Annotated in this window: 7 protein-coding genes and 2 pseudogenes; 4 read left to right on the forward strand and 5 right to left on the reverse strand. The window is 70.9% G+C overall.

The window, feature by feature from the left end:
* Positions 1 to 48 precede the first annotated feature (48 nt).
* Positions 49 to 2,580: an NACHT domain-containing protein gene (locus ACIG87_RS27540; RefSeq protein ID WP_396854391.1), complete on the forward strand. Its 2,532-nt coding sequence runs from the start codon at positions 49 to 51 to the stop codon at positions 2,578 to 2,580.
* Positions 2,581 to 2,643: 63 nt separating this feature from the next.
* Here the strand turns inward: ACIG87_RS27540 and ACIG87_RS27545 are convergent, their stop codons facing one another.
* From ACIG87_RS27545 to ACIG87_RS27565, 5 genes are all read right to left on the reverse strand, one after another.
* Positions 2,644 to 3,405 carry an SAM-dependent methyltransferase gene (locus tag ACIG87_RS27545; protein WP_396854392.1) on the reverse strand — a complete coding sequence of 254 codons (762 nt, stop codon included), beginning with the start codon at positions 3,403 to 3,405 and terminating at the stop codon, positions 2,644 to 2,646.
* A gap of 184 nt (positions 3,406 to 3,589) precedes the next feature.
* Positions 3,590 to 4,669, reverse strand: a complete 1,080-nt coding sequence (locus ACIG87_RS27550) for an HAD-IIIC family phosphatase (RefSeq protein WP_396854393.1) — start codon at positions 4,667 to 4,669, stop codon at positions 3,590 to 3,592.
* The gene (locus ACIG87_RS27555) at positions 4,662 to 5,789 is read right to left on the reverse strand and encodes an acyl-CoA dehydrogenase family protein (RefSeq protein ID WP_396854394.1); all 1,128 of its coding nucleotides are present in this window, start codon (positions 5,787 to 5,789) and stop codon (positions 4,662 to 4,664) included. Before ACIG87_RS27555 ends, ACIG87_RS27550 begins: the two co-directional genes overlap by 8 nt.
* Positions 5,776 to 6,048: an acyl carrier protein gene (locus ACIG87_RS27560; protein ID WP_396854395.1), complete on the reverse strand. Its 273-nt coding sequence runs from the start codon at positions 6,046 to 6,048 to the stop codon at positions 5,776 to 5,778. The genes ACIG87_RS27555 and ACIG87_RS27560 overlap by 14 nt, the downstream gene beginning before the upstream one ends.
* Positions 6,045 to 6,911 carry a 3-hydroxyacyl-CoA dehydrogenase family protein gene (locus ACIG87_RS27565; RefSeq protein ID WP_396854397.1) on the reverse strand — a complete coding sequence of 289 codons (867 nt, stop codon included), beginning with the start codon at positions 6,909 to 6,911 and terminating at the stop codon, positions 6,045 to 6,047. Before ACIG87_RS27565 ends, ACIG87_RS27560 begins: the two co-directional genes overlap by 4 nt.
* A gap of 428 nt (positions 6,912 to 7,339) precedes the next feature.
* On the opposite strand from ACIG87_RS27565, the pseudogene ACIG87_RS27570 reads away from it, so the two are divergent.
* The 3 genes and pseudogenes from ACIG87_RS27570 (at position 7,340) to ACIG87_RS27580 (ending at position 18,089) form a co-directional block, all read left to right on the forward strand.
* Positions 7,340 to 12,228: pseudogene (locus ACIG87_RS27570) on the forward strand (type I polyketide synthase).
* Positions 12,229 to 12,360: 132 nt separating this feature from the next.
* Positions 12,361 to 17,562, forward strand: a pseudogene (locus tag ACIG87_RS27575) (SDR family NAD(P)-dependent oxidoreductase); the annotation flags it as partial.
* On the forward strand, positions 17,559 to 18,089 hold the full coding sequence (locus ACIG87_RS27580; protein WP_396854398.1) for a nuclear transport factor 2 family protein: 531 nt from the start codon (positions 17,559 to 17,561) through the stop codon (positions 18,087 to 18,089). The pseudogene ACIG87_RS27575 and the gene ACIG87_RS27580, both read left to right, overlap by 4 nt.
* Positions 18,090 to 18,100: the final 11 nt, after the last annotated feature.

Below are 18,100 nucleotides of genomic sequence, written 5' to 3' on the forward strand. Positions count from 1 at the left end.
TCGCGTGTCCTGTTTGCTGACGCACTGTCGTGGTTGAACAATCCTGCCATGGCCAATCCGCATCTTCCGTGGCGCTGGTTTCTCCTGTTCGGTGGCATGGTCGGCATCACGATCTTCGTTGTGGTGGCGTTCTCCATCCCTAGCGCTGGCCTGCTGGTGGCCCTGGTCAGTTTCATCGCCGGTCCGAGCTATCTGATCTACCGAAGACTGCGGCGGCAGGCGATGCCGATGGGACAGCCTCCGAACCAGCTCGAGGCGGCCGAGAAGAAGCTCGCCCAGGACGTGGAGCGGAAGTGGCGGGAAGAGCTCAGGCGCTGGTCTTTGAACGATCCCGAGCCCATCAGGGTCAGGTGGCGGCTCGCCGACGAGAAGGTGATGGACCGCGTCGAGGTGATCGTCGGCCGGAAGACGGCCGGGCGGATCCTCCGGCTTCAGCCGTGGCGTGGAAGCACCGACGAGATCGGCAGTGTGGCGGAGCACCTCCGTTCGTCGTCGCTGAAGCGGGCCGTGGTGCTGGGTGCTCCAGGTACGGGCAAGACCGTGTTCGCCGCACTCTTGGTTCTTGCTCTGTGCGAACGACGGCACCACGGGCACCGGGAACCGGTGCCCGTCCTGCTGTCGCTCTCGTCATGGGATCCGAAGGTGTCTCTGCGCGACTGGGTCATCGACGAGTTGTCCCGGCAGCATCCCGCGTTGCGGGACTCCGAGTACTACGGTGTCGGCGCTGTCGAGGGCTTGGTACGAAACAGGATGGTCATGCCGATCCTGGATGGGCTCGACGAACTGGCCGAGGGACGCCGGGCGGCGTCGGTGGAGGCGATCAACGATGCCTTTGGGACCGACCACCCGGTGCTCGTCACCTGCCGGAGTGAGGAGTACCTTGCGGCGTTGGAACGCGGCGGTCAGGTCCTGACCGGTGCCTACGTGATCGAGGCCGAACCGCTGGGACTGGATGATCTGCTGGACTATCTGCGCCGGTCCGTTCCGCGACAACGAGAGCCCCGGTGGGCGGGGGTGTTCGACCAGCTGGCGAGGACCCCGGACGGTCCGTTGACCGTCGCGGTGCGTACGCCGTTGATGGCGTGGTTGCTTCGGACCGTCTATCGGGACGGTGCACGCGACCCTGCTCTGTTACTCGACCAGGAGCGATTCCCGACCAGCTCGGCGATCGAAAGCCATCTCCTCGATGGTCTTATTCCGACGGTGGTTGCCAGGGCGCGCGCCGTCGGGATACGTGAGCTCGGCCTGACCCGGTTGCCGGAGGTCGAGCGGACGGTGCAGTTTCTGGGCTTTCTCGCTGGCCACCTGGAGACCCTCGGCATCCGTGATATCGCCTGGTGGAACCTTCGGTTGGCGGTGCCGGCGCTGACCCAGAAGTGGTCGCGGGCGTCGTTGGCCGGCGTGCTGTCCTGGCTGGTGGCGAGCCTCGTGCTGGCCGTGCCGATGGTGGCCTGGCTCGGAGTGGACGGCCTCGGGATCAGCATGGTGATCGGGCTGACGTTCGGTGTCACCGTCGCGGTCACGGTGCTGCTGGCGCCAGCGCGAGCCTCGAAGCCGTCCGACTTCCATGCCCCGTTCGACTGGGCGGTGACCGGACGAATCGTCAAACGAACAGTGCTGGCAGGTGCCACCAACTTTGTGATCACGGCTGCGGCTTTCTTCGCTCTTCTGACCTGGTATGGCGAGGCGGACGCGGCGATCCTGGCACTGGGCGGGGGATTCATGGTTGCTAACCTCTCCGCCATCCCCTATGGCTTCTCGGCCAGCGCGGGACTGCTCACCCCGCCGGGGAAGCTGGGCCATCTCACGGTGCACATCCGTGGCCGTAAGCGGCTCCTGCTCGACAACCTCGGGGCGGGTCTGGCCAACGGACTACGCCAGGGAGCCACTGCCGGTACGGCGATCGGTCTGGCGTTCTTCGTGCCGGCCGCTCTCCTCATCGGCATCTGGGAGGGACTCGGCGCCGGGATGGGGACGACCGCGGATGAACGGGCAACCTTCGTCCTGTCTCCCGGCATCATGATCATTGCGGGACTGGTGGTCGGGACGGCCTGGGGCTTCGTCTGGGGTGTGCTGGTCGGCTCCGGAATCGGACTGGTACTGGGATTCAACGCTTGGGCTGCCAGTCCGATGTCCGCCGACCAGGCTGCCCGACCGCTCTCCACGCTACGCGCCAACCGGTGGCTCTACATCTTCCTCGTCACTCTGTTGTCGGTGGCCTTCGCCTTCGTCTTCGCCTTCGTGTTCGCGCTCGTTGCCGGGCTCATCAGCCTGATGTCCCACGACTCCCTGGGAGCGGAAGTCGTGGGATTGGCCGCCCTCGGAGCGGTGCTGGGATGCCTGATGGGAGCGTTCAGCGGCGAGTGGCCGTACTATCTCGTCGCCCGTACCTGGTTGGCCCTGTGCCGAAAACTGCCCTGGCGACTGCAGACGTTTCTGGACGACGCCCACCGGCTGGGGCTGCTACGCCAGGTGGGTGCGGTGCACCAGTTTCGGCACGCCACCTTCCAGCAGCATCTGGCCACCCTGCACGGGGCAGGCGGTCCTGGAAGGGGCCGGCGACAACGCGGGGAGACGTGAGGCGCGTAGCGTGGTGTCGTCGAGGGCCGCGAGCCCTGGTGCGGGATCGAGGATCCGCCACCATCATGGACGCTCGGCCGTGATCAGGACGTACCCCGGAAAGCCGCCCCGGCCACGTTCGTCCGCACCCTCCTCGTCCCGGAACAGCCAGTTGGTGATGCTCGTGCCGTACAGCCGCGCGATCTTGGGGTGCAGGCGGATGTACTCCCGAAGCTGCTCCTGCGCCGCAGGAGGGAAGACCGCGTGCTCCGTGACATCCTGAATGTCGAGCACCGTGAACCCCGCCCCCCGCAGCAGCGGGGCGTAGTCTCCGAAGTCGACGCAGTTGACGACTTCGGACGGCTCGTCGTAGCCGGGTCTGCGGAAGCAGTCGGCCACGGCGAGCCGCGAGCCCGGCCTGAGCACGCGCGCCGCCTCGGACAGCGCCCGCTCCTTGTCCGGCACGTGAAGCAGCGACTCGAAGAACCAGGCTCCGTCGAACGACGCGTCGTCGAAGGGCAGGTCCATCGCGTCGGCAAGCTCGAAGCGCACCCGGTCGGCCAGCCCACCCCGCTGCGCCCGAGCCGCGGCTTCCGCCACCTGACCGTCGCTCACCGTGATGCCGACGACCTCCACGTCGCACGAGCGGGCCAGGCTGAACGCCGGACCGCCCACCCCACAACCCAGATCGAGGATTCGTTGACCCGGCGCGGGCGCCAGCCGCTCGATGAGCAACTCGGTAAGCCGTTCCGATGCTGCGATCAGGTCGACCTGGTCGTCGCCGTCCGACCAGTAGCCGAAATGCAGGTTCGCCGGGATCTCCGCGCCGACGAATTCGTCGTACATCTCCGCGACCTGAGTGGCGTTGTTGTCTGCTGTCGATGTCACGTGCGGCCTCCAGTGCTCACTGTCGATCGAATGTGCCGGCGCGGACCGGCTCGGTGTGCTCGGTGGCAGGCGGCGCGGCTCTGAGTACCCGGTGCCGGCGGCGGCCCGGTCCCAGCGGCGGTCCACGCACGTGACCGGCGGGTCAGCGCCCGCGCGCCGCGAAGAGGTCGGTGGCGATGACCCGTATCGTCTCGGCTGCGTCCCGGTGGGTCGGCACGAGATGCAGATGCTGGGTGTCCGGCTCGTCCGGGCGGTCACACACCGCCGTGCAGGCACAGGGGTCGGTGGTGAAACCGGCGAACCGGTAGGCGATCTCCATCATCCGGTTGCGCTCCGTCGGACGGAAGTCGGCCACCAGGTGTACGCCGGCCGCGAAGGCCCGGTCCACGAGCCAGTTCAGGATCACCGACCCCGCGCCGAACTGCACCACCCGGCACGACGTGGCCAGGAGCTTCACCTGCCAGAGGCCCTCCTTCTCCGCCAGGAGCACGACGCCGACCGCCCCGTGCGGACCGAACCGGTCGGCCATGGTGGTCACCAGGACCTCGTGGCCCGGATCGGCGAGCAGCCGCCGCAGCGCCGCGTCGGAATAGTGCACGCCGGTCGCGTTCATCTGGCTGGTACGCCGGGTGAGCTCCTCGACCCGGGCGAGGTCCCGGTCGTTCGCCCGGCTGATCCGCATCTCGAGTTCCAGCGAGCGGAGGAACTCCTGATCCGGTCCGGTGAAGTCGCGTTGTACGGCGGTGCGTCGGGTGTTCGCCCGGTACATGTGGCGTCGCTGCCGGGCGTCCTCGGTGACTACCGCGGGACTGAACTCCGGCCGACCCGGCAGTCCGGGCACATCCTCGTGGGTGTAGCAGCGTACGTCGGGCAGGTGGAACGCGACCTCGGCGCGTTCGGCGGGCTGGTCGTCGACGAAGGCGACGGCGGCGTGCGCGAACTTCAGGCTGTCGGCGATCCGGCGCACCGACGCGGACTTGGGCCCCCACCCGATCTCCGGGAGGAGGAAGTACTCAGCGACACCCCACTGCTTGAGTTTCCGCCACGCGAGGGCGTGGTCGTTCTTGCTGGCGACCGACTGCAGGATGCCCCGCGCGTCCAGGGTGGTGATCACTTCACGCACCTCGTCCGGCAGCCGGATGTCGTCGCCCTCCAGCAGGGTGCCCCGCCAGAGCGTGTTGTCCAGATCCCAGACGAGGCACTTCACCGGTTGGTCAAGCATCGATCCTCCCTGCCGTGTTCAACGCGTGGTCCGCGAGGACGAGCTGACAGATCTCGGTGGTGCCTTCGATGATCTCCATCAGCTTGGCGTCCCGGTAGGCCCGGGCCACCGGGCTCCCGTCGTGTGCGGCTCGGGAGGCCAGCAACTGCACGGCCGTCGCCGCGCCGCGTGCCGCGTTCTGTGAGCTGACCTGCTTCGCCAGGACCGCGGCGGCGACCAGCCCCGGATCGCCGGAGTCCCAGCACCTGCTGGCGTGTTCGCAGGCTCGGGTAGCCACTTGTTCGGCGATCAGGAGTTCGGCGAGGTGCCGGGACACGAGCTGGTGGCGGGCCAGCTCGGTGCCGAACTGGGACCGGGTGCGGACATGGATGGCGGATACCCGCAGACACTCGCGCAGGATTCCCACACAACCCCAGGCGACGGACATCCTTCCGTAGAGCAGTGTCGCGGTCACCAGCATCGAGAGATCGTGCCCGCCGCCGCCGAGGATCGCGGTGACGGGAAGGCGGACGGCGTCGAGGCGTACGTCGGCGTGGCCCGCCGCGCGGCAGCCCGACGGATGCGGGACCCGCGTCAGCCGGATCCCCGGGGAGTCGCGGGGGACGACCGCGACGGCCGCTCCCGACCCGAACCGGCCGACGACGAGGATGAGGTCAGCGTAGGTGGCTGCTGTGGTCCACACCTTTTCTCCGGTGACGACGGCCTCGTCACCGGAGACCTCGATGCGGGTGGTCATGGCGCTCAGATCGCTGCCGGCGTCGGCTTCGCTGAACGCCACCGCCGCGAGTTCCCCGCGGGTGAGCCGGGGGAGGTAGCGACGCCGCTGGTCCGGGTCCCCGAACCGGCTGATGCTCCAGGCCGCCATGCCCTGTGAGGTCTGCACGCTCCGGACCGAGCTGCACAGGCCGCCGGTGTGCGCGGTCAGTTCGCCGTTCTCCGCGCTGCTCAGGCCCAGCCCGCCGAACTCCACCGGCACCTGGGCGCACAGCGCGCCCTGCCGGCCCAACTCCCGCAACACCGCAACAGGCAGTTCACCGGCGAGGTCCCAGGCGCCGGCCCGGTCGCCGATGAGCGTGCTCGTCAGGTCGCGAGCGGCGGTGCAGCGTTCAGTCGCGGCCATGGCCGTCACGCAGCCGCCGCACCAGGGCTGCCATCGTTCGCGCGGTGCGGAAGTTGTCCAGCCGGAGGTCTCCGCCCAGGACGGCGATCTGGAAGGTCTGCTCGAGGTAGACCACGAGTTCCATCGCGAACATCGAGTTGACCAGTCCACTCTCGAACAGGTCCTGGTCGACCTCGACAGTGCTCTTGAGCCGGTCGGCCAGGTACGACCGCAACGCCTCTTCGGTGTCGAGAGTCTCGGCGCTCTGCTCCGCCGTCACGACAGTACCTCCGTGTAGTCGTAGAAGCCGCGGCCCGACTTCCGGCCGAGATGGCCGTCGCGTACCTTCGCCGTCAACTGTTCGCAGGGGCGGTATCGCTGTTCCCCCGTGCGTTCGTAGAGGGCCGCCAGCGAGTCCACCAGGTTGTCCAGGCCGATGAGGTCGGCGGTGCGCAGCGGGCCGGTCCGATGCCCGAGGCAGCCCTGCATGAGGGCGTCGACTTCGTCGGCCGTGGCGATGCCGTCACCCACGAGGCGGGCCGCGTCGTTGAGCATCGGGTGCAGCAGCCGGCTGGTGACGAAGCCCGGCGAGTCGCGCACCTCGACGGCGCGTCTGCGCAGGCCCGCCAGCAGGGCCATGAGCGCGGCCATGGTCGCGTCGGCCGTACGAGGTCCCCGGATCACCTCGACCAGGTCGATCAGATACGCGGGATTCATGAAGTGCGTGCCGACCAGTTGGTGCGGTCGGGGCAGGGCATCGGCCAGCTCGTCGATCGGGATGCCCGAGGTGTTGGTGACGAGCGGAACCTCCGCGCCGACGACATCGGCCACCTCGACGAGGATCCTGGCCTTGGTGGTGAGGTGCTCGCTGACCGCCTCGATCACGGCAGAGACGCCGTCCAGTTCCCGCACGGAGGTGGTCGTCACCAGCCGGCCGGGCTGCCCGCCGGACGGTGCCGCGTTCATCAGCTGGGCATGCCGCAGCTGGAGGGGGATCGTGTGCTCGGCCCGGTCGAGCGCCGCCGGGTCATTGTCGACCAGGACCACCGGTAGTCCGCTGCCGAGCACGGTCGTGGCGATGCCCGCTCCCATCACTCCAGCGCCCACCACGGCGACCGGCCGGCTCTCGGACTCAATTCGCATGCGTGCCCCCGACCCTCGACGATCCTCGTCCCGAGCGGACTTCTGGCGGCGCGGAGCCCGGCGCAGGTCTGCTGCTGACGTGGCGAACCCCGGGAGCCGGCCGAACGGTAGCCCGGTGTCCGGCTCCACCGCGAGCGAGGCTAGCACCCGGCAGATTTCCGGACATAGGTCAGATGACTCATCCGTCCTTTTAGCATGTGGGCGAAATCGCGTGGAAGTCCTTTGCCGGTGAATCCCAGAAATGGATTCCGCCCGGCGTGGCGTGCCGCCTTCGCCCCGCGTCCAGGCGGTCTGAACAGGGGATAGTCGGACGGGCGTCGGCTCTTTGTCCTGTGGTCTCCGTCACGCGAGTCAGATTACGGAAGATCAACGTGGTCCGGCTCCGGTAGATAGATCTGGCGTTCTCTGACAATTGAGGAGCTTCGATAGTGGTGAGCGACGACGAACTGCTGGATTACCTCAAACGAGTTACCGCTGAGCTGGACAGAACCACACATCGGCTCCGCACGGAGGAGGAACGCCAGCGGGAGCCGATCGCGATCATCGGGATGGGTTGTCGTTTTCTCGGTGGCGTGAACTCACCGGAAGACCTCTGGCGGCTGCTGACCGCCGGTACGGACGCCGTCACCGGCTTTCCCGGCGACCGAGGCTGGCCACCGCCGTCCACCGTCGGGAGCGACGGCGTCGGAGCCGCCGGACCCCTGGCCGTGCGCAGCGGCGGATTCCTGTCCGACGCCGCCGACTTCGACGCCGGCTTCTTCGGCATCGCTCCGCGAGAGGCGCTGGCGATGGATCCGCAGCAGCGACTGCTGCTGGAGACCTCGTGGGAGGCCTTCGAACGGGCCGGTGTCGACCCCCGATCGCTGCGCGGCAGCCGCACCGGCGTCTTCGTCGGCATGGGCAACACCGACTACGCCTCCCGGCGGTCCCGCCCCCAGCCGGGCTCGAGGGGCACCTGCTCACCGGCGTGTCCGGCAGCGTCGGGTCCGGGCGGCTCTCCTACACCTTCGGCCTGCGCGGGCCGTCCATGACGGTCGACACCGCCTGCTCGTCCTCTCTGGTGGCCCTGCACCTGGCGGCGCACTCCCTGCGTGGCGGAGAGTGTGACATCGCCCTGGCCGCAGGCGCGGCCGTCATGGCGACACCGGCCAGTTTCGTCGCCTTCGCGCAGCACGGCGGGCTCGCTCCCGACGGGCGGTGCAAGTCCTATGCGGACGCCGCCGACGGCACCGGCTGGGGCGAGGGGGTCGGCGTGCTGCTGGTGGAACGACTGTCCGACGCGCAACGACACGGTCACCCCATCCTGGCCGTGCTGCGCGGATCCGCTGTCAACTCCGACGGCGCCTCCAACGGCCTCACGGCACCGAACGGCCCGGCGCAGCAGCAGGTGATCGAGGCCGCGCTGGCCGCCGCGGGGCTGGCGAGCGGCGACGTGGACGCGGTGGAGGGGCACGGCTCCGGCACCCGGCTCGGTGACACGATCGAAGCGCAGGCGCTGCTCGCCACCTACGGCCGGGACCGGTCGACCGATCGGCCGCTGTGGCTCGGCTCCATCAAATCCAACCTGGGGCACGCCCAGGCCGCAGCTGGCGTCGCCGGAGTGATCAAAATGGTGCTGGCGCTGCGGCACGGTGTCCTCCCCGCGACCCTGCACGCCCAGCACGCCAGCACCCGAGTCGACTGGTCCGCCGGCACCGTGCGCCTGACCGCGGAGCAGCGGCCGTGGCCGGCGGTGAAGCGACCCCGCCGAGCTGCCGTGTCGTCCTTCGGGATGAGCGGCACCAACGCCCACGTCGTCCTCGAGCAGGCTCCCGACTCCACCACCGGCGCGACACCGGGGCCGGCCGTGGTCCTGCCGTGGGTGCTGTCCGCCCGCACCCCCGAGGCGCTGCGCGCACAGGCGGAGCGCCTACGGGCACATGTCGTCGAGCGCGCCCTGAGCGCCGCCGACGTCGGGTACTCGCTGGCCGCGACCCGCACCGCGCTGGAGTACACCGCCGTCGTGACCGGGACTGACCGCACCGCGCTCCTCGGCGACCTTGAAGCACTCGCCGGGGACCGAGCCGATTCGGCCACCGTGACCGGACGCCGCAACGATGCCGCCCGGCAACCGGTGCTGCTCTTCTCCGGTCAGGGCACCCACTGGGAGGGGATGGCTCGCGACCTGCTGGAGACCGAGGCCGTCTTCGCCCGCAAGATGGCCGAATGCGCGGAAGCCCTCTCCGCCTGGCTCGACTGGCCGGTGCTGGACGTCGTCCGAGGGGTGGCCGGTGCGCCGACGCTGGACCGGGTGGACGTCGTCCAGCCGGTGCTGTTCGCCACGATGGTGTCGCTGGCCGAGCTGTGGGCATCGTACGGCGTACGTCCTGCGGCGGTGGCCGGGCACTCCCAGGGCGAGATCGCGGCCGCATGCGTGGCCGGGGCACTCTCCCTGCCCGACGCCGCGAAGGTCGTCGCCCTGCGTAGCAGAGCCCTGCGGCAGTTGCGCGGTGCCGGCGCGATGCTCTCGGCCCTCGCGCCGGTAGCCGACATCCAGGAACTGCTGAAGCCGTGGCAGGACCGGCTGTGGATCGCCGCCGTCAACGGACCGGCCGCGGTCACCATCTCCGGTGACAATGCTGCCCTGACCGAGCTGGAGCGCGAGCTGTCCCGCCGCGGCATGCTGCGCTGGCGCATCGAGGGCGTCGACTTCGCGGCGCACTCCGGCCAGGTGGAGCAGATCCGGGACGAGATCGAGTCAGGGCTGACGGACCTCGCCCCGCGAACGTCCGACATCCCCTTCTACTCCACCGTCACCGGTGCGCAACTCGACACCTGCGGCCTCGACGCCGCCTACTGGTACCGCAACCTACGAGAGCCGGTGGCGCTCGACGCCGCGATACGGGCGCTGCTCGACGCCGGGCACAGCCTCTTCGTGGAGGTCAGCCCCCAGCCCGTGCTCACCATGGGGGTCCAGGACCTGATCGACGAGTCGGGCACCGACGCCGCGATCATCGGCACCCTCCGGCGCGGCCGCGGCGACCGACGGCAGTTCCTCTCGACCGTGGCCGAGGCGTACGCACGCGGCGCCGACATCGACTGGCGTGCGGCGTTCACCGGCGCGACCATCGTCGATCTGCCGACCTACGCCTTCCAACGCGACCGCTACTGGCTACCCGAGGCCGACGGCGGAGGCGACGGACGACACACCGGGCCGGGCACCCCCACGAGCGTCGCGGACCAGCGGTTCTGGGACGCCGTGGGACGTGCCGACCCCGCCGAGTTCTCCCAACTGATCGGCGTACCGGACGACACCACGTTGCGGGCGGCGCTACCGGCGATCGCCCGCTGGCACCGGCAGTCGACCGAGACCACCCTCGCCGACTCCTGGCGCTACCACGTCTCGTGGGCGGCGCTGGCACCGCAGCCCCCGGTCGGCCTGCTGGGAACCTGGGTGGTGGTCCAACCGGAAGCCCACGAACGGGACGGGCGTCTCCAGGCGGTGCTCGCCCAACTGCAGGACAGCGGTGCGTACCTGCGGACGGTGACCCTTTCGCCGGAGGATGCGAGCGGCGAGCGGGTGGCCGAGCGGCTGCGTGACGGCGTGCGTGACGCCCCGGCGGTGGTCGGCGTGGTGTCGCTGCTGGCCCTGGCGCGGGAGGAGGACCCCGGCCAGCCCGACGTCCCCAGCGGCGTCGCCTTGACGCTGGCCCTGGTCCAGGCGCTGACCCAGGTGACGCTGGCGGCGAAGCTGTGGTGCCTGACCTGGGGCGCGACGACAGCGACCTCCGCGTCGCCCAGCCCTCAGCAGGCCCAACTGTGGGGCCTCGGCCTTGCCGTGGCCCAGGAAAACCCGCGCCTCCTGGCCGGCCTGGCCGACCTGCCCCCACTGCCGGAGGCGGCGGCCCTGGCCCAGCTCCCCACGGTGCTGTCGGGTCGCACCGGTGAGGATCAGGTCGCGGTGACCGCCTCCAGGGTGCTGGCCCGTCGCCTGGTACGGGCGTCGGCTCCCGGCCCCGACGGCGACCGGTGGCAGCCGAGGGACACCGTCCTGGTGACCGGAGGCACGGGTGCACTGGGTTCCCGGATCGCCCGATGGGCAGCCCGCAACGGTGCCCGGCACGTCGTCCTCGTGAGCCGCCGGGGTGCCACGGCACCGGGAGCCGACGGCCTGGCCGACGATCTGCGCGCCTGCGGTGCCACGGTGGCCTTCGAGGCGTGCGACACCGCCGACCGTACGGCGCTCGCCGGCGCGCTCAGCCGCGTCCCGGAGGAGTTCCCGCTGAGCGCGGTCGTCCATGCGGCAGGTGTCAGCGGCGGGTACACACTCACCACCGACCTCACCAGGGCGCAGTTCGCCGAGGTGGTCGCCGGCAAGGTACGCGGGGCGGAGAACCTGGACTCCCTGCTGGCCGGCGCGGACCTGGACGCGTTCGTGCTGATGACGTCGCTCTCCGGCGTGCTCGGCGGTGCGGGACACGCGGCCTACAGTTCGGCGAACGCCTACCTCGACGCCCTGGCGTGCCGGCGTCGTGCCGGTGGCCTGGCGGCGACGGCGATCGCGTGGGGTGGCTGGACCGAGACCGGGCTGACGGAGACCCCCGGCGAGCTACGCGACCTGTTCGACCTCGTCGGGGTACGCGCCATGGCCCCGGAGCCAGCGATCACCGCGTTGAGCAGGGCAGTCGCCTGCGGCGAAACGAACGTGGTCGTAGCCGACCTGGACTGGTCCCTGTTCATCTCCGCCTACACCTCACTGCGCCCGAGCACGCTCGTCGAGAACTTCGTCGAGGCCGACGGCGGGCGCGACGGCGGCGCGGATCGCTCGGTGCGACTGCGGGAACGGCTGGCGGCGCACGAGCCGGCGGACCAGGAGAACATGCTGGCCGAGTTGGTGAAGGAACGCGCCGCCGGGGTGCTGCGGCACGCGGATGCGGAGGCGATCGACATCGACCGGACCTTCCGGGAGCTGGGATTCGACTCCCTGATGGCCGTCGAACTGCGTAACCGGCTCAACGCCGTTACCGGCCTGCGGCTGGCGACCACCGTGGTGTTCGACCATCCGACCCCCCAACTGCTGGCACGACAGTTGCGCAGCGCGCTCCTGCCCGAGAACGACGCATCGCTGCCGCACGCCGTCTTCGCCGACCTGGACCGTCTCGAGGCCGGTCTGCATACCACCGCCTTCACCGCCGAGGCCCGTGCCCGGGTGACCGCCCGACTGTCCGAGCTGATCGCGAACTGGACGGCGGGCACGGCGACGACCGGATCGATCTCCGACACCGCCAGCGACGACGAGATGTTCGAGTACCTGCAGGAGAACTTCGGGATCTCGTGAGCCGGCCGACCGCCCACCAGCCGAGGAGGGTCCGTGACCAACTCCGAGCGACTTCGCCACTTCCTCCGCGAGACCGCCACCCAGCTGCAGCACACCCGTCAGCGGCTCGCCGAGGTCGAGGCTCGGTCCCTGGAACCGGTGGCGATCGTCGGCATGGCCTGCCGTTACCCCGGCGGCGTCGACTCTCCGGATGCGCTCTGGGACCTGGTCGCCGCCGGCACGGACGCCATCACGACCCTGCCCGCCGACCGGGGATGGGTACCGCTGGAGGTCGGGCCGAACCTGGGCGGATTCCTGCACGACGCGAGCGGATTCGATGCCGAGTTCTTCGGCATCTCACCGAGCGAGGCGCTCGCGATGGATCCGCAGCAGCGCCTGCTGCTGGAATCGGCGTGGGAGGCCGTCGAGCGGGCCGGAATCGACCCGACGACGCTGCGCGGCAGCCGGACCGACGTCATCGTCGGGGCCGCCTTCACCGGCTACGCGCCCAGCGCCTCCGGTGCCAGCGGCGTCCGCGAGGGAGACGCGGTCACCGGTAGCTCGCTCTCGGTGCTCTCCGGTCGGGTCGCCTACACCCTGGGGCTGACCGGTGCGGCGATCACCGTGGACACGGCATGCTCGTCGTCCCTGGTGGCGCTGCACCTCGGCGTCCGCTCGCTGCGCGCGCACGAGTGCGACCTGGCGCTCGTCGGCGGGGTCACCGTGATGGGCACCACCGCTCCGCTGCGGGAGTTCGCCCGGCAGGGCGGCCTCGCTGCCGACGGGCGCTGCAAGGCGTTCGCCGACAGCGCCGACGGCATCGGCTGGGGTGAGGGCGCGGGCCTACTGTTGGTGGAGCGCCTGTCGGACGCGCGCCGGCTTGGTCACCCGGTGCTGGCCGTGGTGCGCGGCAGCGCGACCAACCAGGACGGTGAGTCGAACGGGATCACCGCGCCGAACGGCGCCGCCCAGCGGGCGGTCATCTCACAGGCACTGGTCAACGCCGGGCTCTCCCCGGCCGACGTGGACCTGGTCGAAGCACACGGCACCGGAACCGGACTGGGCGACCCGATCGAGGCCCGCGCGCTGCTGTCCACCTACGGTCAGCACCGGCCGCCCGGCCGGCCGCTCTATCTGGGCTCGGTGAAGTCGAACATCGGCCACACCCAGGCGGCTGCCGGCGTGGCCGGCGTCATCAAGATGGTCCAGGCCATGCGGCACGGCCAACTGCCGGCGACCCTGCACGCGACACCGCCCTCGTCACACGTGGACTGGACGGAGGGCGCCGTCGAACTCCTGCACGACCAACGGGAATGGCCCGAGACCGGCCGGCCGCGCCGCGCCGCCGTGTCCTCCTTCGGCATCGGCGGCACCAACGCGCACGTCGTCCTCGAACAGACGACCGACGCGGCCGTCGAGACCGGGGAACCGACAGGCCGCTATCCCTGGCTCCTCTCCGCCAGGAGCACGTCCGCACTGCGTGCCCAGGCCGCGAAGCTGCACGCCCACCTGACCACCCACCCGCAGCTCGCCGCCTCCACCGTGGCCCACGCGCTGGCGGCGAACCGGACGCTGTTCGACCACCGGGCCGTCGTCACCGGCCAGGACCGGAGCGGCCTTCTCGACGCGCTGCAGTCATTGGCCGCGGGAGAACCCGCCGCCGGCGTCTGCGTCGGGCGGGCCGGCGTCGTCCGGACAGCCGTGCTGTTCACCGGGCAGGGCGCGCAACGACCCGGCATGGGCCGGGAGCTGTACGAGCGGTTCACCGCCTTCGCGCAGGCGTTCGATGCGGTGTGCGACCAGTTCGACGCCACCCTGCCGGTCCCCCTGCGTGAGGTCGTGTTCGCGGCTCCGGCGACTCGCCGTGCAGCGGAGCTGGAACAGAGCAGATACGCGCAGCCCGCGTTGTTCGCCGTCGAGGTCGCGCTGTACCGGCTGTACGAGTCGTTCGGCCACACCGCCGACTACGTGCTCGGACACTCCCTCGGCGAGATCACCGCAGCGCACGTGGCGGGGGTGCTCTCCCTGCCGGACGCGGCCGCCCTGGTGGCCGCCCGCGGCTCCCTGATGCAGGAACTGCCACCGGGCGGGGTCATGAGCGCGGTCCGCGCCGGCGAGGTCGACGTGCTCACCGCGCTGGGTTCCCTCGGCCGGGCCGTGGACATCGCCGCGGTCAACGGACCGTCGTCGGTAGTGGTCTCCGGCGCCGACGTCGACGTGACCGCCGCCGAGGAGGTGTTCACCGCCCGGGGATGGCGGACCACCCGGCTGACTGTCACCCACGCGTTCCACTCGGCTGCGGTCGACCCCATGCTGGACCGGTACGCCGAAGTGCTGTCCGGCATCTCGTTCGGGCAGCCCACCGTCGGCTTCGTCTCCGCCACCACCGGGCGGATCACCTCCGGTGCGGAACTCGCCAGACCCGGGTACTGGCTCGACAATGTGCGCCGCACCGTCCGCTTCGCCGACGCGCTGCGGGCACTGGACTCGGCCGGCGTCACCGTCTACGTCGAGGCCGGCCCGGACGTGGTGTTGTCCGCGCTGGCCCGCGAGTGCCTCCCGGAGTCCCGGGGCCGCGCGTTCGTGCCCACCCAACGCCGCGACAGCGATCAGGTCGGCACGTTCGAACAGGCGATGGCGGAGCTGTTCGTCCACGGCGGGCCCGTGTCGGCCCTCGTTCCCCCGCGTCCGGCCAGCGCCCCGATCGAGTTGCCCACATACGCCTTCCAGCGACGCCGCTACTGGCCGGAACCTGCCCCGGCGTCCATGCCGCAGGCCACGGCAGACGGGCTCGCCTGGCACTACGAGATCCGCTGGGAGCCGCTGGCGGTCCCGCAGCCGGGACACGGCCCCGCCGGCTCCTGGCTGCTCGTCGCAGCCGACTCGGAACTCGCCGGGAGGCTGTCAGCCGGGTGCGGCGCGGCCGGGATGGCCGTGGCGCGGCTGACCGATGACGGCGGGACGAGGGAGGCCCTGGCAGCGCGGCTGAGATCACTGCCCACCGAACCAACCGGCGTCCTGTGGCTCCCGGACGGCTCGGACACCGAACTGGCCGCACTGGTCAGGTCGGTGACCCTCGCGCAGGCCCTCGCGGACGCCGGGATCCCGGCGCCGATGTGGTACGTGACGGCGGGCGCGGCGTCCGTCGCCGGCGAAGCCGTGACCACCGTGGCCGGCGCGGCAGTCGCCGGTCTGGGCCGGGTGATCGGGCTCGAGCAGCCGGAGCGCTGGGGTGGGCTGATCGATCTTCCCGCCGCACCGTCGGAGGCGGACCTCGCGGCGCTGCCGGGTGTGCTGGCGCTCAACCCGGGTGAGGACCAGGTCGCCCTCCGACCGAGCGGATGCCACGTCCGCCGGCTCATCCGTGCGACTGCCGCGGCAGCCGCGAAACCGTGGCAGCCGAGCGGAACCGTGCTGGTCACCGGCGGCACGGGGAGCCTCGGCGGCCAGGTCGCACGCTGGCTGGCCACCGCCGGTGCCGAGCACCTGGTGCTCCTGTCCCGGCGGGGACCGGAGGCGCCCGGGGTCGCGACGCTGCTCGACGACCTCGCAGCGACAGGCGTCGAGGCCATGGTGGTAGCGGGAGACGTGCGGGACAGGGCCGAGATGGCCGCGCTGCTGGCGAGGTTGCGTGCCACCGGGCGACCGCTGCGGGCCGTCGTCCACACCGCCGGAACTCCGCAGGTGCCCGCGACGGTCGCCGAGATCGGTGAGACCGACCTTGCCGGGGTGCTCGACGCCAAAGCGGGCGGCGCCGGGGTGCTCGACGCGCTGACCAGCGACGACGATCTCGACGCGTTCGTCCTGTTCTCCTCGGCGGCGGGCATCTGGGGGAGCGGATCCCAGGCCGGATACAGCGCCGCCAACGCCGCCCTCGACGCCATCGCGCAGCGGCGACGAGCACGGGGGCAGGCCGCCACCTCGATCGCGTGGGGAGCGTGGGCGGGTCCGGGCATGGCCGAACTGGCCGGCGAGCATTACGCCGTCCGGGGCGTACGGTCGATGGAGCCGGGCACCGCCCTGCGGGCGCTGTCACGCGCGGTCGCGACCGCAAGCCCGGTCTCGGTCATCGCCGACATCGACTGGCCCCGGTTCGCCGCCACCTACACGGCGGCCAGGCCGCGGCCGTTGATCACCGAGCTGGCGCCGCCGCCGGAGACCGCCGACCGGACCGCCCGGCCGGATCTGCGCGCCCGCCTGTCCGGCCGATCCGGCGAACAGCAGACTGACCTGCTGTTGCAGATCGTGCGTGCGGAGATCGCCACCGAGCTGGGCCACCCCTCGCCGGACTCCGTCGAACCGGACCGCCCGTTGCGGGAGCTCGGCTTCGACTCGCTGCGCGCCGTCGCGCTGCGGGACCGGCTGACCAAGGTGACCGACCTGTCCCTGCCCCCTGGCCTGATCTACGACCACGAGACCCCGGTGGCGCTGGCCGACTACCTGCTGGCGCTGCTGCGCGGCGACGCCGCGAGCGCCACCACCCCACTCGTCGGCGGTGCCGATGGCGGCCTGCACGATCTCTACCGGCGGCTCGCGCTGCGAGGCAAGATGAACGCGATCGAATCGCTGTGTGTCGGCGCGGCCGGGCTGCGGGAGACGTTCGACTCCGCCGCCGACTTCGGCCCGGACGCGGCTCTCGTCGACCTGGCACGCGGTGATCAGGGACCGGCGGTGTTCGCGGTGCCGCCGTTCGCGCCCGTCGAGGCGGCTATCCAGTTCGCCCGGCTGGCCAACTACTTCCAGGGCCGGGCGAATCTCTCGGTGCTGCCGGTGCCCGGCTTCCGGACCGGGGATCCGCTGGCCACATCGGTCGAGGCGCTGGTCGGGGTGCTCACGCGATACGTCGTCGGGCGTCTCGGCGACGAGGCACCGGTCCTCCTGGGCTATTCCTCGGGAGGGTGGCTCGCCCACGCGGTGACGGGCGCCCTGGAGAAAGCAGGGGTACGGCCCCTGGCCCTGGTCCTGCTGGACACCTACCTGCCCGACGGCATGTCCCCGGCCCTGCGGCGTGCCATGAACTACGAACTGGTCGTCCGCCGGGAGACCTTCGCCACCCCGGACTTCACCTCCCTCACCACGTTCGGCAGCTACCGCCGCATGTTCCGCGGCTGGCGGCCGGAGCCGGTGCAGACCCGCACCCTGTTCCTGCGCCCGCTGGAGCCGGTACCCGGATCGCCGGACGAGCCGCCCGTCACCGGTGACTGGCGCTCACGGTGGCCGGGTGAACACGAGGCGGGTGAGGTGCCGGGAGACCACTGCACGATGGTCGGCGAGTACGCCGACAGCACAGCTGCCGCCATGTGGACATGGCTGGACGGAATCCGGCGCGACAGCGCCACGGGAAGGACGTCATGAGCAGAACAGACTGGCTGGATCCGGGCGAGACCGAGCTTCTCGACGCCCGGGTGCTCCGGGAGCGGGCCGCCATCCAGGACGTGGTGGTCGCGGCGGGCCTGCTGCTGGACGCCGGCGACTTCGACATGCTCCGGACCCTCTACACCGCGGACGCGGTCTTCCAGATGGACCCGGCCCCCGAGGGCTATCCCAGCGTGCTCACCACCCCGGAGCAGATCATGATGGGCTTCACCTACCAGTGGAATCACGCCCGTGACGAGATCGGTGTGATGTTCCGGCATGTGACGTCCAACCTTCTGATCACCTCGCTCGGACCGGCCACGGCCGAGGTGTACTCGATCTTCACGGTGACCGGTCTCCACACCGACGGGCAGTTGGGGCTGCGCCGCCTGGGCAATTACGTGGACCGGCTACGCCGCGAGGGAACACGGTGGCGCATCGCCCACCGGACCGTGCACATGTCGGCACCGCCGCCGCTGCGTGCGGCGGAACCCGAAGACGCCGACATGACCCGCCTGGGGCAGTGATGGCGAGCGGC

Source organism: Micromonospora sp. NPDC051925 (assembly GCF_044548625.1).
Classification (GTDB): Bacteria; Actinomycetota; Actinomycetes; order Mycobacteriales; family Micromonosporaceae; genus Micromonospora.

Coding starts and splice junctions, on each gene's coding strand:
- ACIG87_RS27540 (WP_396854391.1), top strand. CDS start 49: ATGGCCAATCCGCATCTTCCGTGGCGCTGGTTTCTCCTGTTCGGTGGC.
- ACIG87_RS27545 (WP_396854392.1), bottom strand. CDS start 3,405: ATGTACGACGAATTCGTCGGCGCGGAGATCCCGGCGAACCTGCATTTC.
- ACIG87_RS27550 (WP_396854393.1), bottom strand. CDS start 4,669: ATGCTTGACCAACCGGTGAAGTGCCTCGTCTGGGATCTGGACAACACG.
- ACIG87_RS27555 (WP_396854394.1), bottom strand. CDS start 5,789: ATGGCCGCGACTGAACGCTGCACCGCCGCTCGCGACCTGACGAGCACG.
- ACIG87_RS27565 (WP_396854397.1), bottom strand. CDS start 6,911: ATGCGAATTGAGTCCGAGAGCCGGCCGGTCGCCGTGGTGGGCGCTGGA.
- ACIG87_RS27580 (WP_396854398.1), top strand. CDS start 17,559: ATGAGCAGAACAGACTGGCTGGATCCGGGCGAGACCGAGCTTCTCGAC.